This is a genomic window from Paracoccus mangrovi (assembly GCF_042648425.1).
In the GTDB taxonomy this organism is placed as follows: Bacteria; Pseudomonadota; Alphaproteobacteria; order Rhodobacterales; family Rhodobacteraceae; genus Paracoccus; species Paracoccus mangrovi.
On the sequence record NZ_JBHRXJ010000006.1, the window covers coordinates 102,141 to 126,898 of the forward strand.

At 63.8% G+C, this 24,758-nt stretch carries 25 protein-coding genes; 19 read left to right on the forward strand and 6 right to left on the reverse strand.

Annotation, left to right across the window (positions count from 1 at the left end):
• Positions 1-53: 53 nt before the first annotated feature.
• On the reverse strand, positions 54-2,378 hold the full coding sequence (locus tag ACFOMH_RS10260; RefSeq protein ID WP_377744304.1) for a sensor histidine kinase: 2,325 nt from the start codon (positions 2,376-2,378) through the stop codon (positions 54-56).
• Between the two features lie 633 nt (positions 2,379-3,011).
• On the opposite strand from ACFOMH_RS10260, the gene rplO reads away from it, so the two are divergent.
• From rplO to ACFOMH_RS10355, 19 genes are all read left to right on the forward strand, one after another.
• The gene (rplO, locus tag ACFOMH_RS10265) at positions 3,012-3,497 is read left to right on the forward strand and encodes a 50S ribosomal protein L15 (protein ID WP_374423854.1); all 486 of its coding nucleotides are present in this window, start codon (positions 3,012-3,014) and stop codon (positions 3,495-3,497) included.
• A 103-nt stretch (positions 3,498-3,600) separates the two neighbouring features.
• Entirely contained in the window at positions 3,601-4,971 is a 1,371-nt protein-coding gene (gene secY / locus ACFOMH_RS10270; protein WP_374423856.1) for a preprotein translocase subunit SecY, read from the forward strand.
• Between the two features lie 36 nt (positions 4,972-5,007).
• The gene (locus ACFOMH_RS10275; RefSeq protein WP_377744305.1) at positions 5,008-5,604 is read left to right on the forward strand and encodes an adenylate kinase; all 597 of its coding nucleotides are present in this window, start codon (positions 5,008-5,010) and stop codon (positions 5,602-5,604) included.
• Positions 5,605-5,741: 137 nt separating this feature from the next.
• Complete coding sequence (rpsM, locus tag ACFOMH_RS10280; protein WP_374423860.1) at positions 5,742-6,110, forward strand: 30S ribosomal protein S13; 369 nt, start codon at positions 5,742-5,744, stop codon at positions 6,108-6,110.
• A 12-nt stretch (positions 6,111-6,122) separates the two neighbouring features.
• Positions 6,123-6,512 (forward strand): 30S ribosomal protein S11, encoded by a 390-nt coding sequence (gene rpsK / locus ACFOMH_RS10285; RefSeq protein ID WP_167622718.1) that lies wholly within the window; start codon positions 6,123-6,125, stop codon positions 6,510-6,512.
• A 118-nt stretch (positions 6,513-6,630) separates the two neighbouring features.
• Positions 6,631-7,647: a DNA-directed RNA polymerase subunit alpha gene (locus ACFOMH_RS10290; RefSeq protein ID WP_374423861.1), complete on the forward strand. Its 1,017-nt coding sequence runs from the start codon at positions 6,631-6,633 to the stop codon at positions 7,645-7,647.
• Positions 7,648-7,759: 112 nt separating this feature from the next.
• A complete protein-coding gene (rplQ, locus tag ACFOMH_RS10295; protein ID WP_374423864.1) occupies positions 7,760-8,182 on the forward strand; it encodes a 50S ribosomal protein L17 in 423 nt (140 codons plus the stop codon).
• A gap of 345 nt (positions 8,183-8,527) precedes the next feature.
• Positions 8,528-9,139 carry an autoinducer binding domain-containing protein gene (locus ACFOMH_RS10300; protein ID WP_374423866.1) on the forward strand — a complete coding sequence of 204 codons (612 nt, stop codon included), beginning with the start codon at positions 8,528-8,530 and terminating at the stop codon, positions 9,137-9,139.
• A 64-nt stretch (positions 9,140-9,203) separates the two neighbouring features.
• The gene (locus tag ACFOMH_RS10305) at positions 9,204-9,794 is read left to right on the forward strand and encodes an acyl-homoserine-lactone synthase (RefSeq protein ID WP_374423868.1); all 591 of its coding nucleotides are present in this window, start codon (positions 9,204-9,206) and stop codon (positions 9,792-9,794) included.
• Positions 9,795-9,855: 61 nt separating this feature from the next.
• Positions 9,856-11,184, forward strand: a complete 1,329-nt coding sequence (locus ACFOMH_RS10310) for a replication-associated recombination protein A (RefSeq protein WP_377744308.1) — start codon at positions 9,856-9,858, stop codon at positions 11,182-11,184.
• Complete coding sequence (gene crcB, locus ACFOMH_RS10315; protein ID WP_377744310.1) at positions 11,181-11,555, forward strand: fluoride efflux transporter CrcB; 375 nt, start codon at positions 11,181-11,183, stop codon at positions 11,553-11,555. The genes ACFOMH_RS10310 and crcB overlap by 4 nt, the downstream gene beginning before the upstream one ends.
• Complete coding sequence (locus ACFOMH_RS10320) at positions 11,552-12,604, forward strand: RluA family pseudouridine synthase (protein ID WP_377744312.1); 1,053 nt, start codon at positions 11,552-11,554, stop codon at positions 12,602-12,604. Before crcB ends, ACFOMH_RS10320 begins: the two co-directional genes overlap by 4 nt.
• Complete coding sequence (locus ACFOMH_RS10325) at positions 12,601-13,260, forward strand: HAD-IA family hydrolase (RefSeq protein ID WP_374423876.1); 660 nt, start codon at positions 12,601-12,603, stop codon at positions 13,258-13,260. The genes ACFOMH_RS10320 and ACFOMH_RS10325 overlap by 4 nt, the downstream gene beginning before the upstream one ends.
• On the forward strand, positions 13,253-13,987 hold the full coding sequence (locus ACFOMH_RS10330; RefSeq protein ID WP_377744313.1) for an ATP12 family chaperone protein: 735 nt from the start codon (positions 13,253-13,255) through the stop codon (positions 13,985-13,987). The genes ACFOMH_RS10325 and ACFOMH_RS10330 overlap by 8 nt, the downstream gene beginning before the upstream one ends.
• Before the next feature lie 119 nt (positions 13,988-14,106).
• A complete protein-coding gene (locus ACFOMH_RS10335) occupies positions 14,107-15,132 on the forward strand; it encodes an amino acid ABC transporter substrate-binding protein (protein ID WP_374423880.1) in 1,026 nt (341 codons plus the stop codon).
• Positions 15,133-15,245: 113 nt separating this feature from the next.
• A complete protein-coding gene (locus tag ACFOMH_RS10340) occupies positions 15,246-16,499 on the forward strand; it encodes an amino acid ABC transporter permease (RefSeq protein ID WP_377744315.1) in 1,254 nt (417 codons plus the stop codon).
• A gap of 1 nt (position 16,500) precedes the next feature.
• Positions 16,501-17,952, forward strand: coding sequence for an amino acid ABC transporter permease (locus ACFOMH_RS10345; RefSeq protein ID WP_374423884.1), 1,452 nt, complete (start codon positions 16,501-16,503; stop codon positions 17,950-17,952).
• 10 nt (positions 17,953-17,962) lie between these two features.
• Positions 17,963-18,733, forward strand: coding sequence for an amino acid ABC transporter ATP-binding protein (locus ACFOMH_RS10350; protein WP_374423885.1), 771 nt, complete (start codon positions 17,963-17,965; stop codon positions 18,731-18,733).
• Between the two features lie 168 nt (positions 18,734-18,901).
• Positions 18,902-19,750: a calcium-binding protein gene (locus ACFOMH_RS10355; RefSeq protein ID WP_377744317.1), complete on the forward strand. Its 849-nt coding sequence runs from the start codon at positions 18,902-18,904 to the stop codon at positions 19,748-19,750.
• 70 nt (positions 19,751-19,820) lie between these two features.
• On the opposite strand, the gene ACFOMH_RS10360 is transcribed toward ACFOMH_RS10355, so the two are convergent.
• From ACFOMH_RS10360 to ACFOMH_RS10380, 5 genes are all read right to left on the reverse strand, one after another.
• Positions 19,821-20,681, reverse strand: a complete 861-nt coding sequence (locus tag ACFOMH_RS10360; RefSeq protein WP_377744319.1) for a D-amino-acid transaminase — start codon at positions 20,679-20,681, stop codon at positions 19,821-19,823.
• Between the two features lie 419 nt (positions 20,682-21,100).
• Positions 21,101-21,277, reverse strand: a complete 177-nt coding sequence (locus tag ACFOMH_RS10365) for a hypothetical protein (RefSeq protein WP_377744321.1) — start codon at positions 21,275-21,277, stop codon at positions 21,101-21,103.
• 69 nt (positions 21,278-21,346) lie between these two features.
• Positions 21,347-22,933 carry an ABC transporter ATP-binding protein gene (locus ACFOMH_RS10370; RefSeq protein ID WP_377744323.1) on the reverse strand — a complete coding sequence of 529 codons (1,587 nt, stop codon included), beginning with the start codon at positions 22,931-22,933 and terminating at the stop codon, positions 21,347-21,349.
• Positions 22,930-23,745, reverse strand: coding sequence for an ABC transporter permease (locus tag ACFOMH_RS10375; protein ID WP_377744324.1), 816 nt, complete (start codon positions 23,743-23,745; stop codon positions 22,930-22,932). Before ACFOMH_RS10375 ends, ACFOMH_RS10370 begins: the two co-directional genes overlap by 4 nt.
• Positions 23,742-24,680, reverse strand: coding sequence for an ABC transporter permease (locus ACFOMH_RS10380; RefSeq protein ID WP_377744325.1), 939 nt, complete (start codon positions 24,678-24,680; stop codon positions 23,742-23,744). The genes ACFOMH_RS10375 and ACFOMH_RS10380 overlap by 4 nt, the downstream gene beginning before the upstream one ends.
• Positions 24,681-24,758 lie beyond the last annotated feature (78 nt).

The window sequence follows — 24,758 nt, forward strand, 5'->3', positions numbered from 1 at the left end:
CGCGCGGTATTCAAGCGGTTTGGCGCCCGCGACACAACGGCTTTGCCGCAGCGTCACATCGCCTGAGACTGATGCAGGGGGATGGTAAAACAGAATCTCGTGCCGTTTTCGGCCTTTTCATCCAGCCAGAGCGCGCCGCCATTCGCCTCGACGATCGAGCGACAGATCGACAGGCCAAGCCCCATGCCATTGGCTTTCGTCGTCTCGAATTGCGAAAACAGGCTGAGGTCCGGGGCGATGCCCGGGCCGGTATCGTCGACGCTGACGGTGACGAACCCGGCCGCGACCGTGGCGCCGATGGCGATCTCGCGTTGATTGCCGGATTGGCTGGCAATGGCCTCGATGGCGTTGCGCAAGAGGTTGACCAGCACCTGCGCGATCTGGACGCGATTGCCTTCGACCTGCGGCAGGTCGTCCGGCAGGCGGGTCTCAATCGAGACGCCGGCCTCGGTCGCCTCGGCCTGCATCAGACGCAGCGCCTGATCCAGCAGCTCGGGAAAGTTGAAGGCGGTGCGGATCCCCTCATCCTTGCGGATGAAGCTGCGCAGGGCCCGGATGATGTCGCCGGCGCGCAGGGATTGCTGTTCGATCTCGGCGATGATGTCGTGCAATTCGCCGTCATCGCCCTTGCGGTCCAGCATCAGCAGCGCGGTATCGGCATTCTGGGCGATGACTGCCAGCGGCTGGTTCAGCTCATGCGCAAGGCCCGAGGCCATCTGGCCCATCGTGTTGCCCCGCGCGAGATGCGAAAGATCCTTGTTCAGGCGCTCGATTTCCTGCTCGCGCGAACGGCTTTGGGTGACGTCATCCATGGTCAGCACGGCGTGCAGGACCTGGCCCTGGCGGTCGCGGATGGTGATGGCGTTGACGATGACCCAGATCGTCTGGCCATTCCCGCCGATGCAGCGCAGATCGCGGTTCAGCACGAATTCGCCATCTTCGGAACGGTCGGGCGCGACAAAGTTCTGGGCGTCGTCGGGATGGATCAGATCGCCGAAGGGCATGCCGATCAGCGTCTCGACCTCGCGGCCGACGATATCGGCAAAGCGTTTGTTGACGCGGGTGATGCGGCCGCAGCCGGCGGCGATCTGGGCCATCCCGCGCGAGGACATGTTGAAGGTTTCGCCATATTCGCGCTCGGCGGCGCGGCGGGCGAAAATCTCCTGGACGAGGGCGGCGTTCGCGCGCTCAAGCTCGCGATAGGTCTTGGGCATGGGCTCGTCGGGGTCGATCTCGCCCTGCGAGACAAGCGCGGTGCGCACCGCGAAGGCGCGAACCGGCTTGTGGATATAGACCGCCAGCCCAAGCCCGACCGCCGCGGTGACGGCCGCCACCAGCGCCGCCAGCCAGATATTCATGGTACGGTTGCGCTTGATGACCTCGGTGAAGTCGTTTTCCGGCGCATAGACGGCGATGGTCCAGGGCAGCTTGTCGCTGATCACCGGCATCATGGTCGACACATAGCGTTCGCCATCATGGATGAATTGCAGCGGGGTTTCCTTGGTGGCGGGGATGGCGCCGCGTTCGGCGGCGGGGCCAAAGGCCGCGCGGGCGATCGGGTCCTCGATCTCGCGGATATCGGCAAAGCGCAGGGCGCCATCGGCGGTCTTGGTCTTGATCAGTTCCTGATTCGGGTGGGCGATCACATCGCCGTTGCGGTGGATGATCAGCGCCTTGCCATGGGTGCCGATGTTCAGCCGCGACAGGAATTCCGAGATCATGCTGATCTCGATATCGACGCCGACGACGCCGCGCACCGCGCGGTCATTGCGAAAGACCGGCGCGGCCAGGGTGATGCCGGGCTGTTGCGACGAGAAAAAGATATAGGGATCGGTCCAGATGGTGCTGCCCTGTTCGCTGGCCTTGATGTACCAGGGGCGGGTGCGGGGATCGAAGCGGTCCTCGGGGTCCAGCGTGGCCTTGCGGACCGAGAAATCCCCGTTGCGCCAGATCAGCCGGGTCTGGCGGGCGCCGGTATGGGTGCGTTCGATGATCTTGGACCGAAACACCCCCGGCTGATCGGGGCTGCGCATCACATAGACGAAATCGCCATTCGCCGCGCCGTAATAGACGCCGGCGAATTGCGGCGCGATCTGCAATTGCTGGAACAGCAGCTGTTCCAGCCGGCGCGGATCGTCACTGGCCACGACGCGGTTCTGGGCCAGCCGGGCGGCCAGTTCGGCGGCGCCCTCGGCCGGGCTGAGAAAGCCCTTGGAATGTTCCATCGTGTTGATGCCCACATCGCGCAACAGGTCGCGGGCATGGTTCAGAAGCGCGGTCTGCGAGGTCAGATAGGACGAGAAGACGACCGCCAGCACGGCCAGAAACTGCAACCCGGCCAGCCCGAGGGCCAGCAGCGCGCCAAGCGATTTCAGCATCCGCGCCCATCCTTTGCAAAATGGCCGGGGCGCGGCCCTTGCGCGGCGGCGGCAGGGGGGCGGGAACAGAGGCTGGCAGCGGGCATCCCGTGTCTTTCCTTGGCGCCGGTCATCGCGGGCGGTTCTAGCAAGTTGCACGGGCTTTGAAAGCGATCTTTCGCGTCAATCGCGGCGATCTTGCCCCGCGCGTCACCCACATAGGTAGGTTTACCTAGGCAATCACGCGAATTTACGACGTTCCGGCACAATGAGATAAGGTCGCAATAGCCCTGCGGTAAGGCGCTGCCCGAAAGAGCGGGGCGAGTTGTGCAAGAGTGCGCCAGGTCTTTTTGCCGGCGTTGATATAAGGACTGGCTGCGTCTGGTATAGTGCAGGTGGGCCAGTCCAATTTTTGTGCGTAACAAGTGCCGCAGTTTTGTTGTTGTGTGATCGGCCGCCCGGGGATGCATGTCCCGGGGCGGCTGTTTGTTTTGTGAGCTGGCTTTCACGCGCGCCGCGCGCTGAATGCTTGTGCCGGGCGGGGCAATCGCTTATACGCGCCCGGTGCCCGTTCAGGCACTGATTCAACAAGCAAGAAATGCCGTGTCCGCCCCATTCGCTTCGCGGGGCGCTTCCGGCTTAAGGAGAAGCGATATGAAACTGCATGAGATTCGCGACAACGAAGGTGCCAGCCGCAAGAAAAAGCGCGTGGCGCGTGGTCCCGGTTCGGGCAAGGGCAAGACCGCCGGCCGTGGTATCAAGGGTCAGACCTCGCGTTCGGGCGTCGCGCTGAACGGTTACGAAGGCGGCCAGATGCCGCTGTATCGCCGCCTGCCCAAGCGCGGCTTCTCGAAGCCGAATCGCCTGGACTTCGCGGTGGTCAACCTGGGCCAGCTGCAAGCCTTTGTCGACGCGGGCAAGCTGGACGCGAAAGCCGACGTGACCGAGGACGCGCTTGTCGCGGCCGGCGTCATCCGCCGCAAGCTGGACGGCGTGCGCGTGCTGGCCAAGGGTGAACTGAAGGCCAAGCTGAACCTGACCGTGGCCGGCGCGTCGAAAGCCGCCATCGAAGCCATCGAGAAGGCCGGCGGCAAGATCACCGTCACCCGCCCGGCCAAAGAAGAAGCCGCGGCCGAATAAGCTGTTGAAGGGCGCGACCGCGCCCCATAGATAGCAGCTAAGTTTTCCAGGCGCCGCGGGATCGGGAAACGATCCGGCGGCGCTGCCATGAAGGGGCACAAGAATGGCGTCAGCCGCAGAACAGATGGCCGCGAACCTGTCCTGGGGGTCGCTGGGCAAGGCGAAAGAGCTTCGCCAGAGGATCTGGTTCACCCTCGGACTTCTCATCATCTATCGCCTTGGCACCTATATCCCGGTGCCCGGCATCGACGGCGCCGCGCTGCGCAACTTCATGGAGCAGGCGCAGGCCGGGATCGGCGGGATCCTGTCGATGTTCACCGGCGGCGCGCTGGGACGCATGGGGATCTTTGCGCTGGGGATCATGCCCTATATCAGCGCCTCGATCATCGTCCAGTTGCTGGCCTCGATGGTGCCGGCGCTGGAGCAGATGAAGAAAGAGGGCGAACAGGGCCGCAAGAAGATCAACCAGTACACCCGCTATGCCACCGTGGCGCTGGCGCTGTTTCAGGCCTGGGGTCTGGCGGTCAGCCTTGAGGCGGGCAATCTGGCCCATGATCCGGGCCTGTTCTTCCGCGCGACCGTGGTGATCACGCTGGTCGGCGGCACCATGTTCCTGATGTGGCTGGGCGAACAGATCACCGCCCGCGGCATCGGCAACGGTATCTCGCTGATCATCTTTGTCGGCATCGTGGCCGAGATTCCGACCCATATCGCGCAATTCCTGGCGCAGGGCGCCTCCAGCGGCTCGACCCTGCTGACGCTGGGCGTGGTGGTGATGGTCGTGGCCGTGATCGCCTTTGTCGTCTTCATGGAACGCGCGCTGCGCAAGATCCATATCCAGTATCCCCGCCGTCAGGTGGGCATGAAGATTTATGACGGCCAGTCCTCGCACCTGCCGATCAAGGTCAACCCGGCGGGCGTGATCCCGGCGATCTTTGCCAGCTCGCTCTTGCTGCTGCCGGTGACGATCTCGACCTTTTCGCAGAACCAGACCGGCCCGATCATGTCGACGATCCTGGCCTATTTCGGCCCCGGCCAGCCGCTCTATCTGGTGTTTTTCGCGGCGATGATCGTGTTCTTCGCCTATTTCTACACCTTCAACGTCAGCTTCAAACCCGAGGACGTGGCCGAGAACCTGAAAAATCAGGGCGGCTTTATCCCCGGCGTGCGTCCCGGCAAACGGACCGAGGATTACCTGACCTATGTGGTGAACCGGGTGCTGGTCATCGGCTCGGCCTATCTTGCGGCGGTCTGTCTTCTGCCCGAGGTGATCCGCCACCAGCTTTCGATCCCGTTCTATTTCGGCGGCACTTCGGTGCTGATCGTGGTCAGCGTGGTGATGGATACGATCAATCAGGTGCAAAGCCACTTGCTTGCGCATCAATACGAAGGTTTGATCGAGAAATCACAATTGCGTGGCAAGCGCACCAAGACCGGAACGGCCAAGCCCAGAAAGGCGCCCGCGCGTCGCTGAGCAACCCCACCGGAACGGGTAGGAGAGGGACGACATATGACGATCAATATCATCCTGCTGGGCCCCCCCGGCGCCGGCAAAGGCACTCAGGCGGGCCGGCTGATCAGCGAACGGGGTCTGGTCCAGCTGTCCACGGGTGACATGCTGCGCGAGGCCAAGTCCAGCGGAAGCGAGCTGGGCAAGCGCGTCGCCGAAGTCATGGCGCGGGGAGAGCTGGTCACGGATGAGATCGTCGTCGGCCTGATTCGCGAAAAGCTGGCACAGGGCGGCAAGGGCTTTATCTTTGACGGCTTCCCGCGCACCCTGGCCCAGGCCGACGCGCTGGAAAAGCTGATGTCCGAGGCCGGGCAACGGATCGATGCGGTGATCGAGCTGCGCGTGGATGACGCGGCGCTGGTTTCGCGCATCGTCCGCCGTGCCGAGGAATCGGCCGCCGCCGGGCTGCCGGTCCGTCAGGACGACACCCCCGAGGTCTTTGCCGACCGCCTGCGCGAATATTATAAAAAGACCGCGCCGCTTCTGGGCTATTACTATGCCAAGGGCGGCCTGCGTCAGGTCGATGGCATGGCCCCTGTGGACGAGGTCGCGGCACAGATCGCGGCCATTCTGGACGGGATCCCGGCGCAGGGTTGACCTTTCACGGGGAATCCCTTAATCCGCCTCATCTCGCAAGAGAATCGCCTCTCAGGCCCGAAGGCATGGCTTTCGGGTCTTTGGTTGTGAAAAAAGGTTCCGGTGCTACGGAACCGCAACAATGAAAAGGAAAACGCGTGGCTCGTATTGCTGGCGTCAACATTCCGACCGGGAAACGCGTCCCGATCGCTCTGACCTATATCCACGGCATCGGTCCGAAATTCGCCGAAGAGATCATCGCTTCGGTCGGCATCGACCCGACCCGCCGCGTCAATGACCTGTCGGATGCCGAAGTCCTTCAGATCCGCGAATATATCGACGCCAACCTGACCGTCGAAGGTGACCTGCGCCGTGAAACCCAGATGAACATCAAGCGCATGATGGACCTGGGTTCGTATCGTGGTCTGCGTCACCGTCGCGGCCTGCCGGTTCGCGGTCAGCGCACCCACACCAATGCCCGCACCCGCAAGGGCCCGGCCAAGCCGATCGCCGGCAAGAAGAAATAAGGGGGCTGATCCATGGCACGCGATAAAACCCGCATGAAGCGCAAAGAGCGCAAGAACATCGCCACCGGTGTGGCGCATGTGAACAGCTCGTTCAACAACACCAAGATCCTGATCTCGGACGTGCAAGGCAACGCCATTTCGTGGTCGTCGGCCGGCACCATGGGCTTCAAGGGCTCGCGCAAGTCGACCCCTTACGCCGCCCAGATGGCCGCCGAAGACGCGGGCAAGAAAGCCCAGGAACACGGCGTCCGCACGCTGGAAGTCGAAGTTCAGGGCCCCGGTTCGGGCCGCGAATCGGCGCTGCGCGCGCTGGCCGCTGTCGGTTTCAACATCACGGCCATCCGTGACGTGACCCCGATCGCGCATAACGGCTGCCGTCCGCCGAAGCGCCGCCGCGTCTGATCGGCCATGATTTTGCCGCGTTCCGCGCCGTGATCCGGCGCGGGCGCGCTTTTCGCATTTCACCTCGGGCGTTTCCGGCCACCGGTCATGGGTCGGAAACTGGTATGGAGGCAAACGCATGATCCACAAGAATTGGGCTGAACTCATCAAGCCGACCCAGCTTGAAGTCAAGCCAGGCGCCGATTCGGCCCGCGTGGCCACGGTCGTCGCCGAACCGCTTGAGCGCGGCTTCGGTCTTACGCTCGGGAACGCGCTGCGCCGGGTGCTGCTGTCGTCGCTGCAAGGCGCGGCCATCACCTCGGTTCAGATCGACAATGTGCTGCACGAATTCTCGTCCGTCCCCGGCGTGCGCGAGGACGTGACGGACATCGTCCTGAACCTCAAGGGCGTGACGCTCAAGATGGATGTCGATGCGCCCAAGCGCCTGACGCTCTCGGCCAAGGGGCCGGGCGAGGTCAAGGCCGGCGACATTCAGGAAACCGCCGGCATCACCATCCTGAACCGCGATCACGTCATCTGCCACCTCGATGACGGCGCCGAGCTGCACATGGAACTGACCGTTGCCAATGGCAAGGGTTACGTTGCCGCCGACAAGAACCGGCCCGAAGACGCGCCCATCGGTCTGATCCCGATCGACGCCATCTTCTCGCCGGTCAAGCGCGTCAGCTATGAAGTCACCCCCACCCGCGAGGGGCAGGTGCTGGACTATGACAAGCTGACGATGAAGGTCGAAACCGACGGGTCGCTGACCCCGGAAGACGCCGTGGCCTATGCCGCGCGCATCATCCAGGACCAGCTTTCGGTCTTCGTCAACTTCGAAGAGCCGGAAACCGCGACGCGTTCCGAGGCCGAGGACGGTCTGGAATTCGACCCGCGCCTGCTTAAGAAAGTCGACGAGCTGGAACTGTCGGTGCGTTCGGCCAACTGCCTCAAGAACGACAATATCGTCTATATCGGCGACCTGATCCAGAAAACCGAAGCCGAGATGCTGCGCACCCCGAACTTCGGCCGCAAGTCGCTGAACGAGATCAAGGAAGTGCTTTCGGGCATGGGTCTGCATCTCGGCATGGACGTGGTCGACTGGCCGCCGGAAAACATCGAAGATCTGGCCAAGCGTTTCGACGACCAGTTCTGATCTTTCGCGGCGGGGCCTCGGTCCCGCCGCAATTCTGGGCATTCCGCCCCAAGGAGAGCGGCCCGCACGCATGGGCTGCCGGACAAAGCAAAAGACGTAAAAGGAGACAATCATGCGTCACGCACGTGGCTATCGCCGCCTCAACCGTACCCACGAACACCGCAAGGCGCTGTTCGCCAACATGGCCGGCTCGCTGATCGAGCACGAACAGATCAAGACCACGCTTCCGAAAGCCAAGGAACTGCGTCCGATCGTTGAAAAGCTGATCACGCTGGCCAAGCGCGGCGATCTGCATGCCCGCCGCCAGGCTGCCGCGCAGCTCAAGCAGGACATGCATGTCGCCAAGCTGTTTGACGTGCTGGGCGCCCGCTACAAGGACCGTCAGGGCGGCTATGTCCGCATCATGAAAGCGGGCTTCCGCTATGGTGACATGGCGCCGATGGCGATCATCGAATTCGTCGAGCGCGACACCGCCGCCAAAGGCGCCGCCGACCGCGCCCGCGTCGAAGCCGAGGGCGAGACGGAAGAATCCTGAGAAACTTTACCGTTTCTTAGGGTTAGCTGTCGTATAAACCCGCAACCAGGACTTGGTTGCGGGTTTTTTGCAACAGCGCGAAGCCCGGGAATTTCTTGGGGGAAGCGTCGCGAAACGGCCTGTTTCCATTCGGGGTTGTAAAAAACGCCGGGAAATGCGCACAATCCGCACGCGTGCCGAAACGTAATGGGAGGATGAGTGTTGAAAACGACTTAAGGGGCCGTCACATAGCTTACGCTACGGAAGCCGGAAAAGCACATGCGGATGTACACTATCGCTTGAAACAACTGCAATCTGTGCCATTTTCCAGATAACATATAGAAAACGCAATCTGTCCAAATCGTCATGTCGTCTCGCGCGGAAATCAATGCTGCACTTGCCAAGCTGAAAAAGCTTTCGCCTGCGGGCTATTTCATCGGGCTGCACATTCGCTTTGCAGCGCCCTTGATGCAGTTCCAGACCTATAACAAGGAATGGGCCCAGCGCTATTCCGAGCGCGCCTATGCCTTGCGCGATCCGACCATCGCCTGGGGATTCTCCACGACCGGCGCCTGCCGCTGGAGCGTGCTGCCGATCCCGGACCCGTTCTCGATCCTGCAAGATGCCGCCGATCACGGATTGCATTACGGGCTGGCTGTTGCCTTTGGCCCGATCAAGTCGCGCACGATCGCCGATTTCGCGCATGACAAAAGAGAATTCACGGATGACGAGATCGAGGTGATCTCGGCCACGGTACGACGGCTTCACGAAGTGACGGAGCCGCCGGAGAGCCTGACAAAGGCTCAGCAAGAGGCCCTTCGGTGTATCGCAGAGGGGGATCGCCATGCGGCGGCGGCTGCCAAACTTGGTATTACGGAAAGCGCCTTCAAGGCACGTCTGATCTCGGCGCGCGAAAGGTTGATGGCGCGTACGACGGCAGAAGCGCTGCAACGGGCCAAGGATTACCGCTTGCTATAAACGGCCCGTCCACCGTTGCTGTTTACACCTGGGGGCCACCACCACCACACCCCAGGAGAAGACCATGCAGACCACCACACTTTCGTTCGCCAACATGCACAATCACGGCGAACTTTTTGCCAATGTATTCCGCGCTCGGAAACAAAGCTTTATCGATCTGAAGAAATGGCCCCTGCCGGAAGTCGACGGCATGGAGTTCGACCAATACGACACCCCGATGAGCCGCTGGGTCGCCATCCACGAAAATGGCCGCGTTCTGGCCGGTGTGCGTCTGACGCCGACGACGGCACGCTGTGGCGTCTATTCCTATATGATCCGCGACGCGCAGCTGGACCTGTTGGGCGGCACGATTCCGCAAAGCCTGCTGGACGCTTCGGCGCCGGTCGAGGAAACCACATGGGAAGCCAGCCGGCTTTTCGTCGATCACTCGATCCCCAGCAGCCAGCGCCGCCGTGTGCAGCTGAGCCTGATCACGGAAATGAGCAACTCGGCCCGGGCCCTTGGGGCAAGTCGGCTGATCTGTCTGGTCAAGTCGACCTGGCCGCGCTGGCTGACCCCGCGTGGCGTCGAGGCACAGGCCATGGGCCCGGTCATCTGGATCGACGACGACTATTTCCAGTGCGTGTCGATCAATCTTGCACCGAAGATGCATTGATGGCGGATCGGGATGCGGGGGGCTTTCGCGCGATTGGCGCCCGGCGTAACATGTCCGCCTGATGGCAGATCTGTTCGACACGGCGCCCCCCGCAGGCGACCCAGCGCGTGGCAAGACGCGCCCCCTTGCCGACCGCACCAGGCCGGCGCGGCTGTCCGATGTCGTCGGTCAGGCCAAGGTGCTTGGCCCCGATGGACCGTTGGGGGCGATGCTCGGTTCGGGGAGCCTTTCCTCGCTTATTCTCTGGGGGCCGCCGGGTGTGGGCAAAACCACCATCGCGCGGCTGCTGGCGCATGAAACCGATCTGAGTTTCGTGCAGATATCGGCGATATTTTCGGGCGTGCCCGAATTGCGCAAGGTGTTCGACGCCGCCCGGTTGCGCCGCGATCAGGGCCGCGGCACCTTGCTGTTCGTCGACGAAATTCACCGCTTCAACAAGGCCCAGCAGGACAGCTTTCTGCCGCATATGGAGGATGGCACCATCACCCTGGTCGGTGCCACGACCGAAAACCCCAGCTTTGAGCTGAATGCGGCACTGTTGTCGCGCGCGCAGGTGATCGTGCTGGAGCGGCTGAGCCTGGCCGATCTGGAACGGTTGGCGCAGCGGGCCGAGCAAGAGATGGGCAGCCCCCTGCCGCTGACCGGCGAGGCGCGCGAACGGCTGTTGGAAATGGCCGATGGCGACGGGCGCGCGGCGCTTAATCTGATCGAGCAGGTGATGGCCTGGAGGGTCATGGGCAAGCTCGACACCGATCAGCTGTCCCAGCGCCTGATGCGGCGGGCGGCGAAATACGACAAATCCGGCGACGAACATTACAACCTGATTTCGGCGCTGCACAAATCCGTGCGCGGCAGCGACCCGGATGCGGCGCTTTACTGGCTGTCGCGCATGCTGGAAGGGGGCGAGGATCCCCGCTATCTGGCGCGCCGCCTGACCCGCATGGCGGTCGAGGATATCGGCCTTGCCGATCCGGCGGCGCAGCGTCACTGTCTGGATGCCTGGGCGCTTTATGAACGGCTTGGCAGCCCCGAGGGCGAGCTGGCGCTGGCGCAGGCCACGATCTATCTGGCGCTCGCGCCCAAGTCGAATGCCGGCTATGTCGCCTATAAGGCGGCGCGCGATCTGGCGCGGCGCAGCGGCAGCCAGATGCCGCCCGCCCATATCCTGAACGCGCCGACCTCGTTGATGAAGGATCAGGGGTATGGCGCCGGCTATGCCTATGACCACGATGCCGAGGACGCGTTTTCGGGGCAGAACTACTTTCCCGACGGGATGAAGCGGCCGGTCTTTTACCTGCCGGTCGAACGCGGCTATGAACGCGATCTGAAAAAGCGCGTTGAATGGTTCGCCAGCCTGCGTCAGAAGCGGCGGCCAGAGGGCAAGACATGACATATAATTTTCTACAGGTCGCGCTTGGCGGAGCCATTGGCGCCTCGGCGCGCTATGGGGTCAACCTTCTGGCGGTGCGGCTTGCGCCGGGCCTGCCTTTGGGGACCTTGGCCGTCAATGTGCTGGGCTGTCTGGCGATGGGGCTTTTGACGGCGATGCTGATGCTGCGGGGTGGGCAGCATCTGGCGCCGCTGTTGCTGACCGGGGTGCTGGGCGGGTTTACCACGTTTTCGGCCTTTGCGCTGGATGCGGCCGCGCTTTGGGAACAGGGCCGGGGCGCGCTGGCCCTGGGCTATGTGCTGGGTTCGGTGGTGCTGTCGCTATTGGCGGTTCTGGCCGGCCTTTCCATCGGACGGGGGGCTTTCGCATGAGCGGCGTCCAGACCATCACCATCGGCACGGATGAGGGCGATCAGCGCATCGACCGCTGGCTGAAAAAGCGCTTTCCGCAGCTGACGCAGGGCGCGGTCGAAAAGATGTGCCGCACCGGCCAGCTGCGCGTCGATGGCGGCCGGGTCAAGGCCAATACCCGGATCGAAACCGGGCAAGAGGTGCGCGTGCCGCCGCTGCCCGATGCCGCCGCCCCGGTGCCGGCGCGGGCGAAAAAGCCGGCGGTCAAGCAATCCGATGCCGAGATGATCCAGTCCGCGGTCCTGTGGCGGGACGAACATATCATCGCGCTGAACAAGCCGCCGGGCCTGCCCTCGCAAGGCGGCTCGGGGCAGGGCGAGCGGCATGTCGACGGGCTGACCGAGGCGCTGATGTTCGGCTATAAGGACCGGCCCAAGCTGGTGCACCGGCTGGACAAGGACACGTCCGGCGTTCTTTTGCTGGCGCGCACCGACCGCATCGCGCGCGCTTTGAGCGAGGCGTTTCGCCATCGGCTGACGCGCAAGATCTATTGGGCGGCGGTGGCGGGGGTTCCGCATCCGCGCATGGGCTCGATCAAATACGGGCTGGTCAAGGCCCCGGGCCGCGGCCGCATGGGCGAGGGCGAAAAGATGGTCGCCGTCCATCCGGGCGAGGTCGCGACCACCGAAGGCGCCAAGCGCGCGCATACCGATTACGCGGTGCTGGATGCGCTTGGCGGGCGGGTCAGCTGGACGGCGATGGTCCCGGTCACCGGCCGCACCCATCAGCTGCGCGCCCATATGGCCGAAACCGGGCATCCGATCATCGGCGACGGCAAATATGGCGGTTCGGGCCAGGAAAACCTGGGCGATGGCTGGGGGGCGCAGCTGGGCGGCGAAATCAGCCGCAAACTGCATCTGCATGCCCGCATGATCCGCTTTGAGCATCCGATCACCAAAAAGCTGATCACCATCACCGCCCCGCTGCCGGACCATATGGCCCGGACGTGGAAAACGCTGGGCTGGTCGGAACAGGACGTGCCCGAAGATCCCTTTACCGAGGTTTCATGAAACTTGTTGTTTTCGATGTCGACGGTACGCTGATCGACAGCCAGCAGATGATCGTCAGCTCGATGAATGCGGGCTTTGACGCCGCCGGTCTGCCGCATCTGCCGCGTGAGGCGATCCTGTCCATCGTCGGGCTGTCGCTGCCGGTTTCGGTGGCGACGCTGGTGCCGGATGCCTCGCCCGCCGAACAGGATCGGGTCGTCGACGGCTATCGCGCCGCCTATCTTGCCGCGCGCATGCATCTTGAATCGCCGCTTTATCCCGGGGCGCAGGATTGTCTGGACGCGCTTTCGGCGCGCGATGACGTGGCTTTGGCGATCGCGACCGGCAAGGCCCGGCGCGGGCTGGATGCGCTGATCGAAAATCACGGCTGGCAGCGGCTTTTCGTCAGCCGGCAGACCTCGGATTATCATCCCTCGAAGCCGCATCCCGCGATGCTTGAGGCGGCGCTTTACGAGGCGGGCGTCGATGCCGCCCATGCGTGCATGGTGGGGGATACCGAATTCGACATCGCCATGGGGGTCGCCGCCGGCACCCGCGCCTTTGGCGTCGCATGGGGGTATCACCCGCCCGAACGGCTGGTCGCGGCCGGGGCGTCGATGGTCGCGCCCGATTTCCCCACCCTGACCCGCAGCTTGCTGGAGTGGGTCGATGGCTGAATGGAAGGCGCGCCGGTTCTGGAAGGCGGCCGGTATCCGGCCACAGGGCGACGGCTGGGAGGTGGTGCTGGACGACAAGCCCCTGCGCACCCCCGGCAAACAGCCGCTGATCCTGCCGACGCGGGCGCTGGCCCGCGCGATTGCCGATGAATGGAATGCACAGGCCGATGTGATCGACCCGCATAGCATGCCGCTGACCCGGGCCGCCAATTCGGCGATCGAAAAGGTGACGCCGCAGCATGGCGGCGTGGCCGCGATGCTGGGCGATTATGGCGGCACCGATCTGCTGTCCTATCGCGCCACCGAACCCGAGGCTTTGCTGCGCGCGCAGGCCGAGGGGTGGGATCCGCTGATCGATTGGGCCGCGACCGAATTGCGCGCACCGCTGCGCATCACCCATGGCGTGATCCCCGTCGATCAGGATCCGGCGGTCCTGTCGAAACTTCAGGCAGAGGTCGCGGGGCTGGATGCCTGGTCTCTGACCGCGCTGCATGATCTTGTGACACTTCCCGGTTCGCTGGTTCTCGGGCTGGCGGTGCTGCGGGGGCGGATCGATGCCGAAACCGCATGGCGCCTGTCCCGGATCGACGAGGAATTTCAGGTCTCTAGATGGGGTCGCGACGATGAGGCGGATGCCGCCGCACAGGGCCGTCTGGCCGCCATGCGCGATGCCGAGCGTTTCCTGAGCCTGTTGCGGGATCGCGCGGACCCGATGCTTATTTCTTGACGCATCGCTGCCGATCGGCACAATACCGCTTATGGGGCCATAAACAGCCCTTGTTAAGCCGGCTGCGCGGCGACCGTCAGATCGCCGCGGACAGGCCGGAAGCAACAGTGAGGAACTCCATGAAAAAATCGGTATTCTTCGGCTCGGTCACCGTCCTTGCCCTTGCGGCATCGGGCGCCATGGCGGCCGAGGGCGACACGCTGAAAGAGGTCAAAGCCCGCGGTGTCCTGAATTGCGGTGTGAACACCGGCCTTGTCGGCTTTGCCGCGCCCGATGCGAATGGCAACTGGTCGGGTTTTGACGTCGCCTTCTGCAAGGCCGTGGCCGCGGCGGTTCTGGGCGATGCGACCAAGGTGAAATACGTGCCGACCACCGGCCAGACCCGCTTTACCGCGCTGTCGTCGGGCGAGGTGGACCTGTTGGCGCGCAACTCGACCTGGACCTTCCAGCGCGACACCGACCTGAAGCTGGATTTCATCGGCGTGAACTATTACGACGGTCAGGGCTTCATGGTGCGCAAGGATCTGGGCGTGACCTCGGCGAAAGAGCTGAACGGCGCCACGATCTGTATCCAGACCGGCACCACGACCGAGCTGAACCTGGCCGACTATTTCAAGGCCAACAACATGGAATATCAGCCGGTCAACATCGACAGCAATGCCGAGGGTGAACAGCAATACATGGCCGGCGCCTGTGACGCCTATACGACCGACGTTTCGGGTCTGGCCGCCACCCGCGCGGCCTTTGCCGACCCGGAAAACCACATCATCCTGCCCGAGATCATCTCGAAAGAGCCGCTGGGGCCGGCGGTGCGTCACGGCGACAGCAACTGGGGCGATATCGCCCGCTGGACGCTTTACGCGCTGATCGCCGCCGAGGAATACGGCGTCACCTCGGCCAATATCGACGAGCTGTCCAAATCCTCGGAAAACCCCGAGGTTCAGCGCCTGCTGGGCACCATCGACGATCTGGGCAAGATGATGGGGCTGGACGCCAAATGGGCCTATAACGCCATCAAGGCCAGCGGCAACTATGGCGAGATCTTTGCCGCCACCATCGGCGAACAGACCCCGATCGGGCTGGCGCGCGGGCTGAACGCGCAATGGACCCAGGGCGGGCTGATGTACGCCATGCCCTTCCGCTGATCGGCGCTTGAACGGGGCGCGCGGGGGGGGAACCCTCGCGCGTCGAAATGACAAGCCGGCTGAGGAACAGAGGCCAAAGGCCCAAGCTTCAAGCCGGTGACAGGGGGTACAACATGGTCTCTTATCCGGGGGTGGACAATCCGCCCTTCCGACTGTCGATGCTGATCTATGATCGGCGTTACCGATCGCTGACCGTGCAGGTGGTCGTCTTTATCGCGGTGATGCTTGCGGCAAGCTGGCTCATCAACAACGTGCTGATGAACCTGTCGGTCCTGGGCAAGACGCTGAGCTTCGATTTTCTGTTTCGCCGGGCGGGCTATGACATCCCCCAGCAGCTGATCCCCTATAATTCCGACGACACCCATCTGCGCGCGACGGTTGTCGGGCTGTTGAACACGCTGCTGGTGTCGGTGCTGGGCTGTGTCTCGGCGACGGTTCTGGGCGTGATCGTGGGCGTGCTGCGGCTGTCCTCGAACTGGCTGATCGCGCGGCTGATGACGATCTATGTCGAGGTGTTCCGCAATATCCCGCTTTTGCTGTGGATTCTGGTGGTGCTGGCCATCTTTACCGAGGTGCTGCCGCCGCCGAACGCCTATCGCGGGGACAATCCGGCGGCGAGCATGATCCTGTTCGATCTGGTCGCGCCGACGAACCGCTATACGGCCATCCCCTCGCTGGGCATGACCAATCCGCCCGGCACCCTGGCGCTGGGGCGCGAGGGGATCAGCTGGGCTTTCATCGCCTTTGTGGTGGTGATTGCGGCGGCATGGATCGGGCATCGCGTGTTGCGCAACTGGGCGCAGCGGATCCAGGACGCGACCGGGCGCCGGCCGACCACATGGTGGATCACGCTGGCGATGTATGCGCTGCCGGTGCTGTTTCTGACCTGGCATTTCGGCCTGCATCTGGTGCCGCCGGTGCTGCGCGGTTTCAACTTTGCCGAAGGGATCAATCTCGACAACGCGCTGGTGGTGCTGTGGCTTGCGCTGACGCTCTATACCGGCGCCTTCATCGCCGAGATCGTCCGCGCCGGCATCCTTGCCGTCAGCCGCGGCCAGTCCGAGGCGGCATTCGCGCTGGGCATGCGGCCGCGCCGTACCATGTCGCTGGTGGTGTTGCCGCAGGCGCTGCGGGTGATCATCCCGCCGCTGATCTCGCAATATCTGAACCTGACCAAGAACAGCTCGCTGGCCATCGCGGTCGGATATATGGACCTGCGCGGCACGCTGGGCGGCACCACGCTGAACCAGACCGGGCGCGAGATGGAATGCATGGTGCTGATGATGGGCATCTATCTTTTGCTCAGCCTGCTGATTTCGGGCGGGATGAACGTCTTCAACAGCCGCGTCAAACTGAAGGAGCGGTGAGATGAGCGAGACCCATTCCCGACCCACCGCCTATGTGCGCGACACCATGCTGCCGGCGCAGCCGCCGCCGGCGCGCGCCTCGGGCGCGGTGCTGTGGCTGCGCGAGAACCTGTTTTCGGGACCTCTGAACATCGCCCTTACGCTTTTGGGTCTGGGCATCCTGTGGCTGCTGGTCAGCACCTTCTGGCCCTGGCTTTCGCATTCGGTCTGGAACGCGGGCAGCATGGCCGAATGCCGCAAGATCATCGCCGATGCCTATGGCCCGGATGCGCATGGCGGCTGTTTCGCGATCATCAAGCATCGCTGGAACCAGTTCGTCTTTGGGTTCTATCCGCCGGAACTGTATTGGCGGCCGGTTCTGGCCTTTGGCATGCTGTTTCTGGCGCTGGCGCCGGTGCTGTTCGGGGACAGTCCCAGGGCGCGCCGGATCGTGCTGGGGCTGGCTGTCGCGCTGACGCTGATCTGTGCCGCGCTTCTGGGGGCGGGGTCCGTGATCCTTGCGGCTATGGCCGTGGCCTTGCTGGCATGGGCGCTGTTGATCGAGACGCGGCCGGGCGACGCGCTGCTCATGAGCCTGCTTTATCCCTTTGTCGGGGTCTGGCTGCTTTGGGGCGGGTCGCTTTGGGGACCCGGGATGGTGCTGGCGGGCTTTGGCATTGGCATCGCGGTCTGGCGGCTCTGTGCGCGCTTTGGCATGTTCGCGGTCGCTGCCGGGGCGCTGGCTGCGGTGCTGTGGTGGCTTTTTGCCGCCGGGGCGGTGGCCGATCTGCTGGCCGGGGGGCTGCCCCTGCGGCTGCGGCCTGTGCCTTCGGATCAGTTCGGGGGCTTTGTGCTGTCGATCACCATTGGGGTCGCGGGCATCGCGCTTTCCCTGCCGCTGGGGATCATTCTGGCGCTGGCGCGGCGCTCGGACCTGCCGGTGATCAAGATGATGGCGGTGATGTTCATCGAATTCATCCGCGGTGTGCCGCTGATCACGCTGTTGTTCGTGGCCTCGCTTTTGCTGAACTATTTCCTGCCGCTGGGGACGAATTTCGACATCATCCTGCGGGTCATCATCATGGTGACGCTGTTTGCATCGGCCTATATGGCCGAGGTGATCCGTGGCGGTCTGGCCGCGCTGCCCAATGGCCAGTACGAGGCCGCCGATGCGCTGGGGCTGGATTACTGGAAGGCGCAGCGGCTGATCATCCTGCCGCAGGCCTTGAAGATTTCCATCCCCGGGATCGTCTCGACCTTTATCGGCATGTTCAAGGATACCACGCTTGTGGTGTTCGTGGGGCTGTTCGATCCGCTCAAGGCGATGTCCGACACCATCCGCGCCAGCTTTGAATGGAAGGGCGCCTATTGGGAGCCCTATATCTTTGTCGGCGCCATCTTCTTCATCCTCTGCTTCGGCATGTCGCGTTATTCCATGTATCTGGAACGCCGGCTGAAGCGCGACCATCGCTGAGGGGCATATCATGACCGCAAACGCCATCACCAAGCCCGAACTGGGCGAAACCGCGATCGATATCGTCAAGCTGAACAAGTGGTACGGCACATTTCATGTGCTGCGCGATATCGATCTGAATGTGAGCCGGGGCGAGCGGATCGTCATCGCCGGGCCTTCGGGGTCGGGCAAGTCGACGCTGATCCGCTGTATCAACCGGCTTGAGGAACATCAGTCGGGCAAGATCATCGTCGACGGGACCGAGCTGACCAACGACCTCAAGAATATCGACAAGATCCGGTCCGAGGTCGGGATGGTGTTCCAGCATTTCAACCTGTTTCCGCATCTGACGATTCTGGAGAACTGCACCCTGGCGCCGATCTGGGTGCGCAAGATCCCCAAGCGCGAGGCCGAGGAAACGGCCATGCATTTCCTGGAAAAGGTCAAGATCCCCGATCAGGCGCATAAATATCCCGGCCAGCTGTCCGGTGGTCAGCAGCAGCGCGTGGCGATCGCGCGCTCGCTCTGCATGCGTCCGCGCATCATGCTGTTCGACGAGCCGACCAGCGCACTGGACCCCGAGATGATCAAGGAGGTTCTGGACACCATGATCGAGCTGGCCGAAGAGGGGATGACCATGCTTTGCGTGACCCATGAGATGGGCTTTGCGCAGGCGGTGGCGCATCGCGTCATCTTTATGGATCAGGGGCAGATCGTCGAGCAGAACACCCCGAAAGAGTTCTTCAACAACCCCCAATCCGAACGCACCAAGCTGTTCCTGTCCCAGATCCTGGGGCATTGACGCGCCCGGTCGGGCGGTCGCGGGGGACTTCGCGTCCCCCGTCCTTTGCCCTGCAAAGGACTCCCCCTGCGGGATATTTGCGCATGGAAGAGAATGAGCCCGTCGGAGCGGTTGCCGGGCGGGGGGCAGACGGGCTATCGTGCCGCCAACCGCTGCGGAGAATTTACTATGAACCAAACCATCTTTTTGCTGTTGGGGGTGCTCGGCCTTGTCGGGATCGGCGCCGCCGTTTCGAGCAATGATGACGATCATCCGCCCGAGCGCGAAGAAGAAGATCCGCGCCTGGACCCGGAAACCGTGATCAGGGATGACGATGACGATCATGTCCTGACCGGAACCACCGGCGATGATGGCATTGTTGGCGATGACGATGACGAGACTCTGAACGGGCTTGCGGGCGATGACGTGGTTGCCGGTGGCTTTGGCGAGGATACCGTGATCGCCGATCCCGGCAATGACGAGATCTATCTGGGCGGTGGCGACGATCTTTATGGTGTCCATGAAGAGGGCACCAATCAGGGCAATGACAGCATCTATGGCGGTTTTGGTGAGGATACGATCATCACCAACCTTGGCGAACATTCGATCATGGGCGGCGATGGCGACGACCGGATCGAGGATTATGGTGGATCGGTCTATGTCGAGGGCGAAGAGGGCGATGACCTGATCCTGTCGCCCGATGCCTCGGACCCGGATGCGGCCGATACGCTTCTGGGTGGCGAAGGCCGCGACACCATTCATGCCGGCGCGGGCGATGTCGTCGATGCGGGTTCGGGCGCGGATTCGATCGTGCTGCGCAGCGATTCCGGCGGTGCCGCCGATATCACCCTTGGCGGAGCCGACAGCATTACCATCACCCTGGCCGAGGACTATGACGGCGATGAGGATTATGAGCTGGTTCAGGACGGCGAGGATGTGCGTCTTGTGCTGAACGGCGAGGATATCGCCATTCTGCGCGACACGGTGGTGGCCGATGTCACTTCGGTGTCGGTGATCCGGGAAAGCGTCGCGGGCTGATCGGTCCGGTCGTCTCATGAGAAAGGCGCGCCGTTTGTCCGGCGCGCCTTTTTCCTGTCTGGCAGCGGGATCAGAGGGCGCGCTTGCGCGATTCCTCGAGATAGATTTCGCGCAGGCGGGCCGCGACGGGTCCGGGCGTGCCCTTGCCCAGCTGGGCGCCGTCGATTTCCACCACCGGCAGCACGAAGGCCGAGGCCGAGGTCAGGAATGCCTCGTCCGCCTCCTGTGCCTCGGCGATGGTGAAGGGGCGTTCCTCGATCTGCATCTGTGCCTCGGCGGCGTAGCGCAGCAGCGAGGCGCGGGTGATGCCGTGCAGGATGTCGGTCGACAGCTGGCGGGTGATGATCTTGCCGTCCTTGACGATATAGGTGTTGTTCGAGGTGCCTTCGGTCACGAAACCGTCCTCGGTCAGCCAGGCGTCATCGACGCCGCGGGCCTTGGCCTCCATCTTGGCCATCGAGGGATAGAGCAGCTGCACCGTCTTGATGTCGCGCCGGCCCCAGCGCAGATCGGGGACCGAGACCACGCGCAGTCCGGTTCTGGCCTGCGGATTGTCGGCAAGGCCGGGCTTGTTCTGGGTGAACAGCACCACCGTTTGCGGCGTGTCCTTGGGCGGATAGGCAAAGTCGCGATCGCCCGGATTGCCGCGCGTGACTTGCAGATAGATCAGCCCTTCGCGGATGTCGTTCAGCGCCACCAGCTTGTGGTGGATGTCGAGCCATTCCTGCCGGCTGAGCGGGTTTTCCATCCCCAGCTCGTTCAGCGAGCGGGTCAGCCGGGCCAGATGCCCCTCGAATTCAAGGATCTTGCCGTCGAGAACGCTTGTGACCTCATAGACGCCGTCGCCCATCACGAAACCGCGGTCAAAGATCGAGACGCGGGCCTCGGTTTCCGGCAGGTAGTCGCCATTGAGGTAGACGGTGCGGGTCATCTGATTTCTCTCCTATCGCGAAAGCCGATGGGGCGCCGCGATGCGGGGCATCGCTGGGCGACCGGTCCGCTTGGTCCTGCGTCAGAAGCGCCCGTGCGTCAAGATCGCCCCGTGCGCGTTCCGTCGGGTCCCGCACCGCAACGGCGCATTTTGCGGCTGTTGACAGCGCGACCACGGGTCAGGCAAAAGTGATGCAATGTCGTGCAGGCGTGAGCGCAGGCACGCAGACAGAGATACCTGGGCGGCTATGCGGGGAGGCTGGCCGCCAATCAGGGGAGGAGCAACAGGCCTTGCGCATGTCGTAAGGCCTGTTGTTTTTCTGAACCGGGTATTGCGAAATTCGTGTGACGGAATGGTGAAAATCTCGTGATTTAGGCAGTTTTGCCTATGAGGCCGGCATCATGGGCACGCGCCCATGCTCAGCCCTGGCGCGGCTGTCTGCGCAGGGGACGGGCCAGCGGGTCCGGGGTCCGGTTGCCTTGTCCCCAATCGGGAATCGGTGATTCGGGCATGGCCGGCATCGCGGCGGCAACGGATTGATTCGGCCGCAGAGTCGTCTCCTTGCGGGGCGTGTTGCTGTCGATTTTGCGGGTCATCTTGCGGCTCATGAAAAAAACGTCGGCAGGCAAATAGAGGTCCTGGCCGGGTCGCGCAAGGCCGCTGACCTATTCGTGAGGCGACCATTCCGCCGGAATCTGCGGTGACGCAGCGACAAGGCGCCGGGTATAGGGGGTTTGGGGGTTATCCATCACCTGATCGGTGGGGCCGGCCTCGACGATGCGGCCCTTTTCCATGATGAGCACGCGATCGGTGATCCGGCGCACCACGGACAGGTCGTGGCTGATGAACAGATAGGCCAGCCCGTGGCTGGCCCGCAGCCCGGCCAGAAGGTCCAGAACCTGTGCGCGGACCCTGACATCAAGGGCGCTGACGGCTTCGTCGAGGACGATCAGGCTGGGCTTGATGATCAGCGCGCGGGCGATGGCGATGCGCTGGCGCTGGCCGCCGCTGAATTCGTGGATATAGCGGCGCATCGCGTCGCCGGTGATGCCGACCTCATAGAGCGCTTCGGCCACCTGTTCGCGCCAATCGCGGGGCCGTCCAGTCAGGTGAAAGGGTTCGGCCACCAGCCGTTCGACCCGCCAGCGCGGATCGAAACTGCCAAAGGGGTCCTGAAAGACGACCTGCATCCGGGCGCGCAATTCGGGGGGCATGGCGCGGCCGGCATGGATTTCGCGCCCGTCCAGAAGGATGCGGCCGCCTTGCAGCGGATCAAGGCCAAGAATGGCACGGGTCAGCGTCGATTTCCCACAGCCGGATTCGCCGATCAGCCCGACGGATTCGCCACGACCGATATCCAGGCTGACCCCGTCGACCGCGCGCAGCACATCCCCCGGCGCCTGCGCCGATGCGCGGGGCAGGGGGTATTCGCGCACTGCGCCCTCGACCCGCAACAGCGGCGTCGACCGGCCCTTGTGCAGAACCAGTCGCGGCTGATGGTTCGAGGCCTGAAACAGCTGGCGCGTATAGGGATGGGCCTGACGGCGGAACAGCTCTTCGGTCGGGCCCTCTTCGACGATGACGCCTTTCTGCATCACCGCCACGCGGTCGGCGATGCCCGCGACCACCGACAGATCATGGGTGATCAGCAAAAGCGCCATGTTCTCGTCGCGCACCAGCCCGCGCAGCAGGTCCAGAATCTGGGCCTGCGTGGTCACGTCCAGCGCGGTCGTGGGTTCGTCCGCGATCAACAGGTCGGGACGTTCGGCGATGGCCAGCGCGATGGCGACGCGCTGGCGCTGACCGCCCGACAGCTGGTGCGGATACAGGCTCAGCGGAAAGCGCGGCGCGGCCAGCCCGACCCGGTCCAGCCGGTCGCGGGCGCGCGCCAGGGCCGCCTTGCGGTCCAGCCCCTGATGGATGCGCAGCACCTCGGCCACCTGATCGCCGATCGTCATCAGCGGGTTCAGCGCCGTCATCGGTTCCTGAAAGATCATGCCGATCCGCTTGCCCCGGATGCGGCACAGATCGGCCTCGGGCAGGTCCAGAAGGTTGCGGCCGTCCAGATCGACCTGTCCCTCGGCCCGCATGCCCGCGGGCAAAAGCCCGATGATCGCCAGCGCCGCCATCGACTTGCCCGAACCGGATTCGCCCACCAGCCCGGTGATCTGGCCCGGCATCAGCCGCAGGTCGACATCATGCAGGATCTGGTGGTTGCCGGCGGCGACGGCGAGGTCGCGGGTTTCGATCATGATCGCGTCCTGCGCAGTCTTGGGTCCAGCGCGTCGCGCAGCCCGTCGCCCAGAAGGTTCAGCCCCAGCACGGTGATGACGATGGCCAGGCCGGGCACGATGGCGACATGCGGGGCGATGGCGAACATGGTCTGGGCCTCGGCCAGCATGCGGCCCCAGCTTGGCGTCGGCGGCTGCGCGCCAAGCCCGACATAGCTGAGGCCCGCCTCGGCCAGGATGCCGAGGCTGAATTGAATGGTGCCCTGAACGATCAGCAGGTTGGCGATATTGGGCAGGATGTGCTGAATACTGATCCTAGCCGGCCCCTTGCCCGCGACCTGTGCCGCGCGGATATAGTCCAGCGTCCAGATCGGCAGCGCCGCGCCGCGCGTGACGCGGGCGAAAACGGGGATGTTGAAAATGCCGATGGCGATGATGGCATTGACCGCCGACGGCCCCAGCACCGCCGTGATCAGAATGGCGATGACAAGGTTGGGAAAGGCAAAGATCAGGTCGTTGCCGCGCATGATGACGTCGTCGATCCAGCTGTCGCGCCGCGCCGCCGCCCAAAGCCCCAGCGGCACCCCAAGGCCGATGCCGATGCCCACCGCCACCAGCGCCACCGCGATCGAGGTGCGCGCGCCGACCATGATCATCGACAGCATGTCCCGGCCCAGCTGATCGGTGCCCAGCCAATGCGCCGCCGAGGGCGGTTGCAGCTTTTCGGCCACCGACAGTTGCAGCACGTCGCCCGGCGTCCAGACATAAGACAGCGCCGCCGCCACCAGCGCCAGCCCCGCCAGCGCGCCCCCAAGGATCAGCGACCACCTCATGTGCGCAACCTCGGATCGATCAGCGCATAGCCCAGATCGACCAGAAACGTCACAAGGATCACCGCCGCGACCAGCACCAGAACCGCGCCCTGCACCACGATCAGATCGCGCTGGGTGATGGCCTGAAAGATCAGCCGCCCCAGTCCGGGCAGGTAAAAGACGTTCTCGATGATGATCGCCCCGGCCAGCAGGAATGAAAACTGCATGCCCAGAACGGTCAGCACCGGAATCAGCGCATTGCGCAGCGCGTGGCGCGACAGCGCCTGCGCCGCGCTCAGCCCCTTGGCGCGGGCGGTGCGGATATAGTCCTGGCCCAGGGTCTCGATCAGGGCGGAACGCAGAACCCGCGCAAGGATCGCCGCCTGCGGCAGGGCCAGCGCGATGGCGGGCAGGATCAGCGCCCTGAACGCCGCCCCGGGATGGTTCCAGCCGGGAAAGCCGCCCGCCGGCAAAAGCCGCAGCCTGACGGCAAAGATCAGCACCAGAAGCATCGCGAACCAGAAATTCGGCAGCGAGATCCCGATCTGTGTCGCCCCCATCACCAGCGTGTCGCCGGCCCGGCCCCGGCGCGCGGCGGCGAACATCCCGATGGGAAAGGCAATCGCCATCGCCAGCATCAGCGCCATCAGCGCCAGCGGTAGCGAGACCTGAATCCGGTCAAGGATCATGCCCGCGACCGGGGTCTTATAGGTAAAGCTCTGACCCAGATCGCCGCTCAGCACGCCGCCCAGCCAATGCGCGTAGCGCAGCGGCAGCGGCTGATCCAGACCCAGCTCGTGGCGCAGCGCGGCGACCGTATCCGGCTGGGCGCCGGTGCCCAGCATGAAGCTTGCGGGATCGCCCGGCACCAGTTCGACCACCGAAAAAATCAACGCCGAGGCCACGAGCAGGCTCAGGCCAAGCGAGAGCAGTCGTCGGATCACATAACGGCGCATGATCAAAGGCTAATCCGCCGCTCGATTCCGGTAAAGCCAACTTTCGGATATGGTTTTGGTCCCGGATGCGGGGGCCAT

Excerpts from the sequence above, each read along its gene's own strand:
- ACFOMH_RS10380 (WP_377744325.1), bottom strand. The coding sequence starts at position 24,680 with ATGCGCCGTTATGTGATCCGACGACTGCTCTCGCTTGGCCTGAGCCTG.
- ACFOMH_RS10335 (WP_374423880.1), top strand. The coding sequence starts at position 14,107 with ATGAAAAAATCGGTATTCTTCGGCTCGGTCACCGTCCTTGCCCTTGCG.
- ACFOMH_RS10310 (WP_377744308.1), top strand. The coding sequence starts at position 9,856 with ATGGCAGATCTGTTCGACACGGCGCCCCCCGCAGGCGACCCAGCGCGT.
- secY (WP_374423856.1), top strand. The coding sequence starts at position 3,601 with ATGGCGTCAGCCGCAGAACAGATGGCCGCGAACCTGTCCTGGGGGTCG.
- ACFOMH_RS10260 (WP_377744304.1), bottom strand. The coding sequence starts at position 2,378 with ATGCTGAAATCGCTTGGCGCGCTGCTGGCCCTCGGGCTGGCCGGGTTG.
- ACFOMH_RS10365 (WP_377744321.1), bottom strand. The coding sequence starts at position 21,277 with ATGACCCGCAAAATCGACAGCAACACGCCCCGCAAGGAGACGACTCTG.
- ACFOMH_RS10300 (WP_374423866.1), top strand. The coding sequence starts at position 8,528 with ATGTCGTCTCGCGCGGAAATCAATGCTGCACTTGCCAAGCTGAAAAAG.
- ACFOMH_RS10360 (WP_377744319.1), bottom strand. The coding sequence starts at position 20,681 with ATGACCCGCACCGTCTACCTCAATGGCGACTACCTGCCGGAAACCGAG.
- ACFOMH_RS10325 (WP_374423876.1), top strand. The coding sequence starts at position 12,601 with ATGAAACTTGTTGTTTTCGATGTCGACGGTACGCTGATCGACAGCCAG.
- ACFOMH_RS10320 (WP_377744312.1), top strand. The coding sequence starts at position 11,552 with ATGAGCGGCGTCCAGACCATCACCATCGGCACGGATGAGGGCGATCAG.
- ACFOMH_RS10290 (WP_374423861.1), top strand. The coding sequence starts at position 6,631 with ATGATCCACAAGAATTGGGCTGAACTCATCAAGCCGACCCAGCTTGAA.
- ACFOMH_RS10370 (WP_377744323.1), bottom strand. The coding sequence starts at position 22,933 with ATGATCGAAACCCGCGACCTCGCCGTCGCCGCCGGCAACCACCAGATC.
- ACFOMH_RS10375 (WP_377744324.1), bottom strand. The coding sequence starts at position 23,745 with ATGAGGTGGTCGCTGATCCTTGGGGGCGCGCTGGCGGGGCTGGCGCTG.
- ACFOMH_RS10305 (WP_374423868.1), top strand. The coding sequence starts at position 9,204 with ATGCAGACCACCACACTTTCGTTCGCCAACATGCACAATCACGGCGAA.
- ACFOMH_RS10275 (WP_377744305.1), top strand. The coding sequence starts at position 5,008 with ATGACGATCAATATCATCCTGCTGGGCCCCCCCGGCGCCGGCAAAGGC.
- crcB (WP_377744310.1), top strand. The coding sequence starts at position 11,181 with ATGACATATAATTTTCTACAGGTCGCGCTTGGCGGAGCCATTGGCGCC.
- rplQ (WP_374423864.1), top strand. The coding sequence starts at position 7,760 with ATGCGTCACGCACGTGGCTATCGCCGCCTCAACCGTACCCACGAACAC.
- ACFOMH_RS10345 (WP_374423884.1), top strand. The coding sequence starts at position 16,501 with ATGAGCGAGACCCATTCCCGACCCACCGCCTATGTGCGCGACACCATG.
- rplO (WP_374423854.1), top strand. The coding sequence starts at position 3,012 with ATGAAACTGCATGAGATTCGCGACAACGAAGGTGCCAGCCGCAAGAAA.
- ACFOMH_RS10340 (WP_377744315.1), top strand. The coding sequence starts at position 15,246 with ATGGTCTCTTATCCGGGGGTGGACAATCCGCCCTTCCGACTGTCGATG.
- ACFOMH_RS10355 (WP_377744317.1), top strand. The coding sequence starts at position 18,902 with ATGAACCAAACCATCTTTTTGCTGTTGGGGGTGCTCGGCCTTGTCGGG.
- rpsK (WP_167622718.1), top strand. The coding sequence starts at position 6,123 with ATGGCACGCGATAAAACCCGCATGAAGCGCAAAGAGCGCAAGAACATC.
- ACFOMH_RS10350 (WP_374423885.1), top strand. The coding sequence starts at position 17,963 with ATGACCGCAAACGCCATCACCAAGCCCGAACTGGGCGAAACCGCGATC.
- ACFOMH_RS10330 (WP_377744313.1), top strand. The coding sequence starts at position 13,253 with ATGGCTGAATGGAAGGCGCGCCGGTTCTGGAAGGCGGCCGGTATCCGG.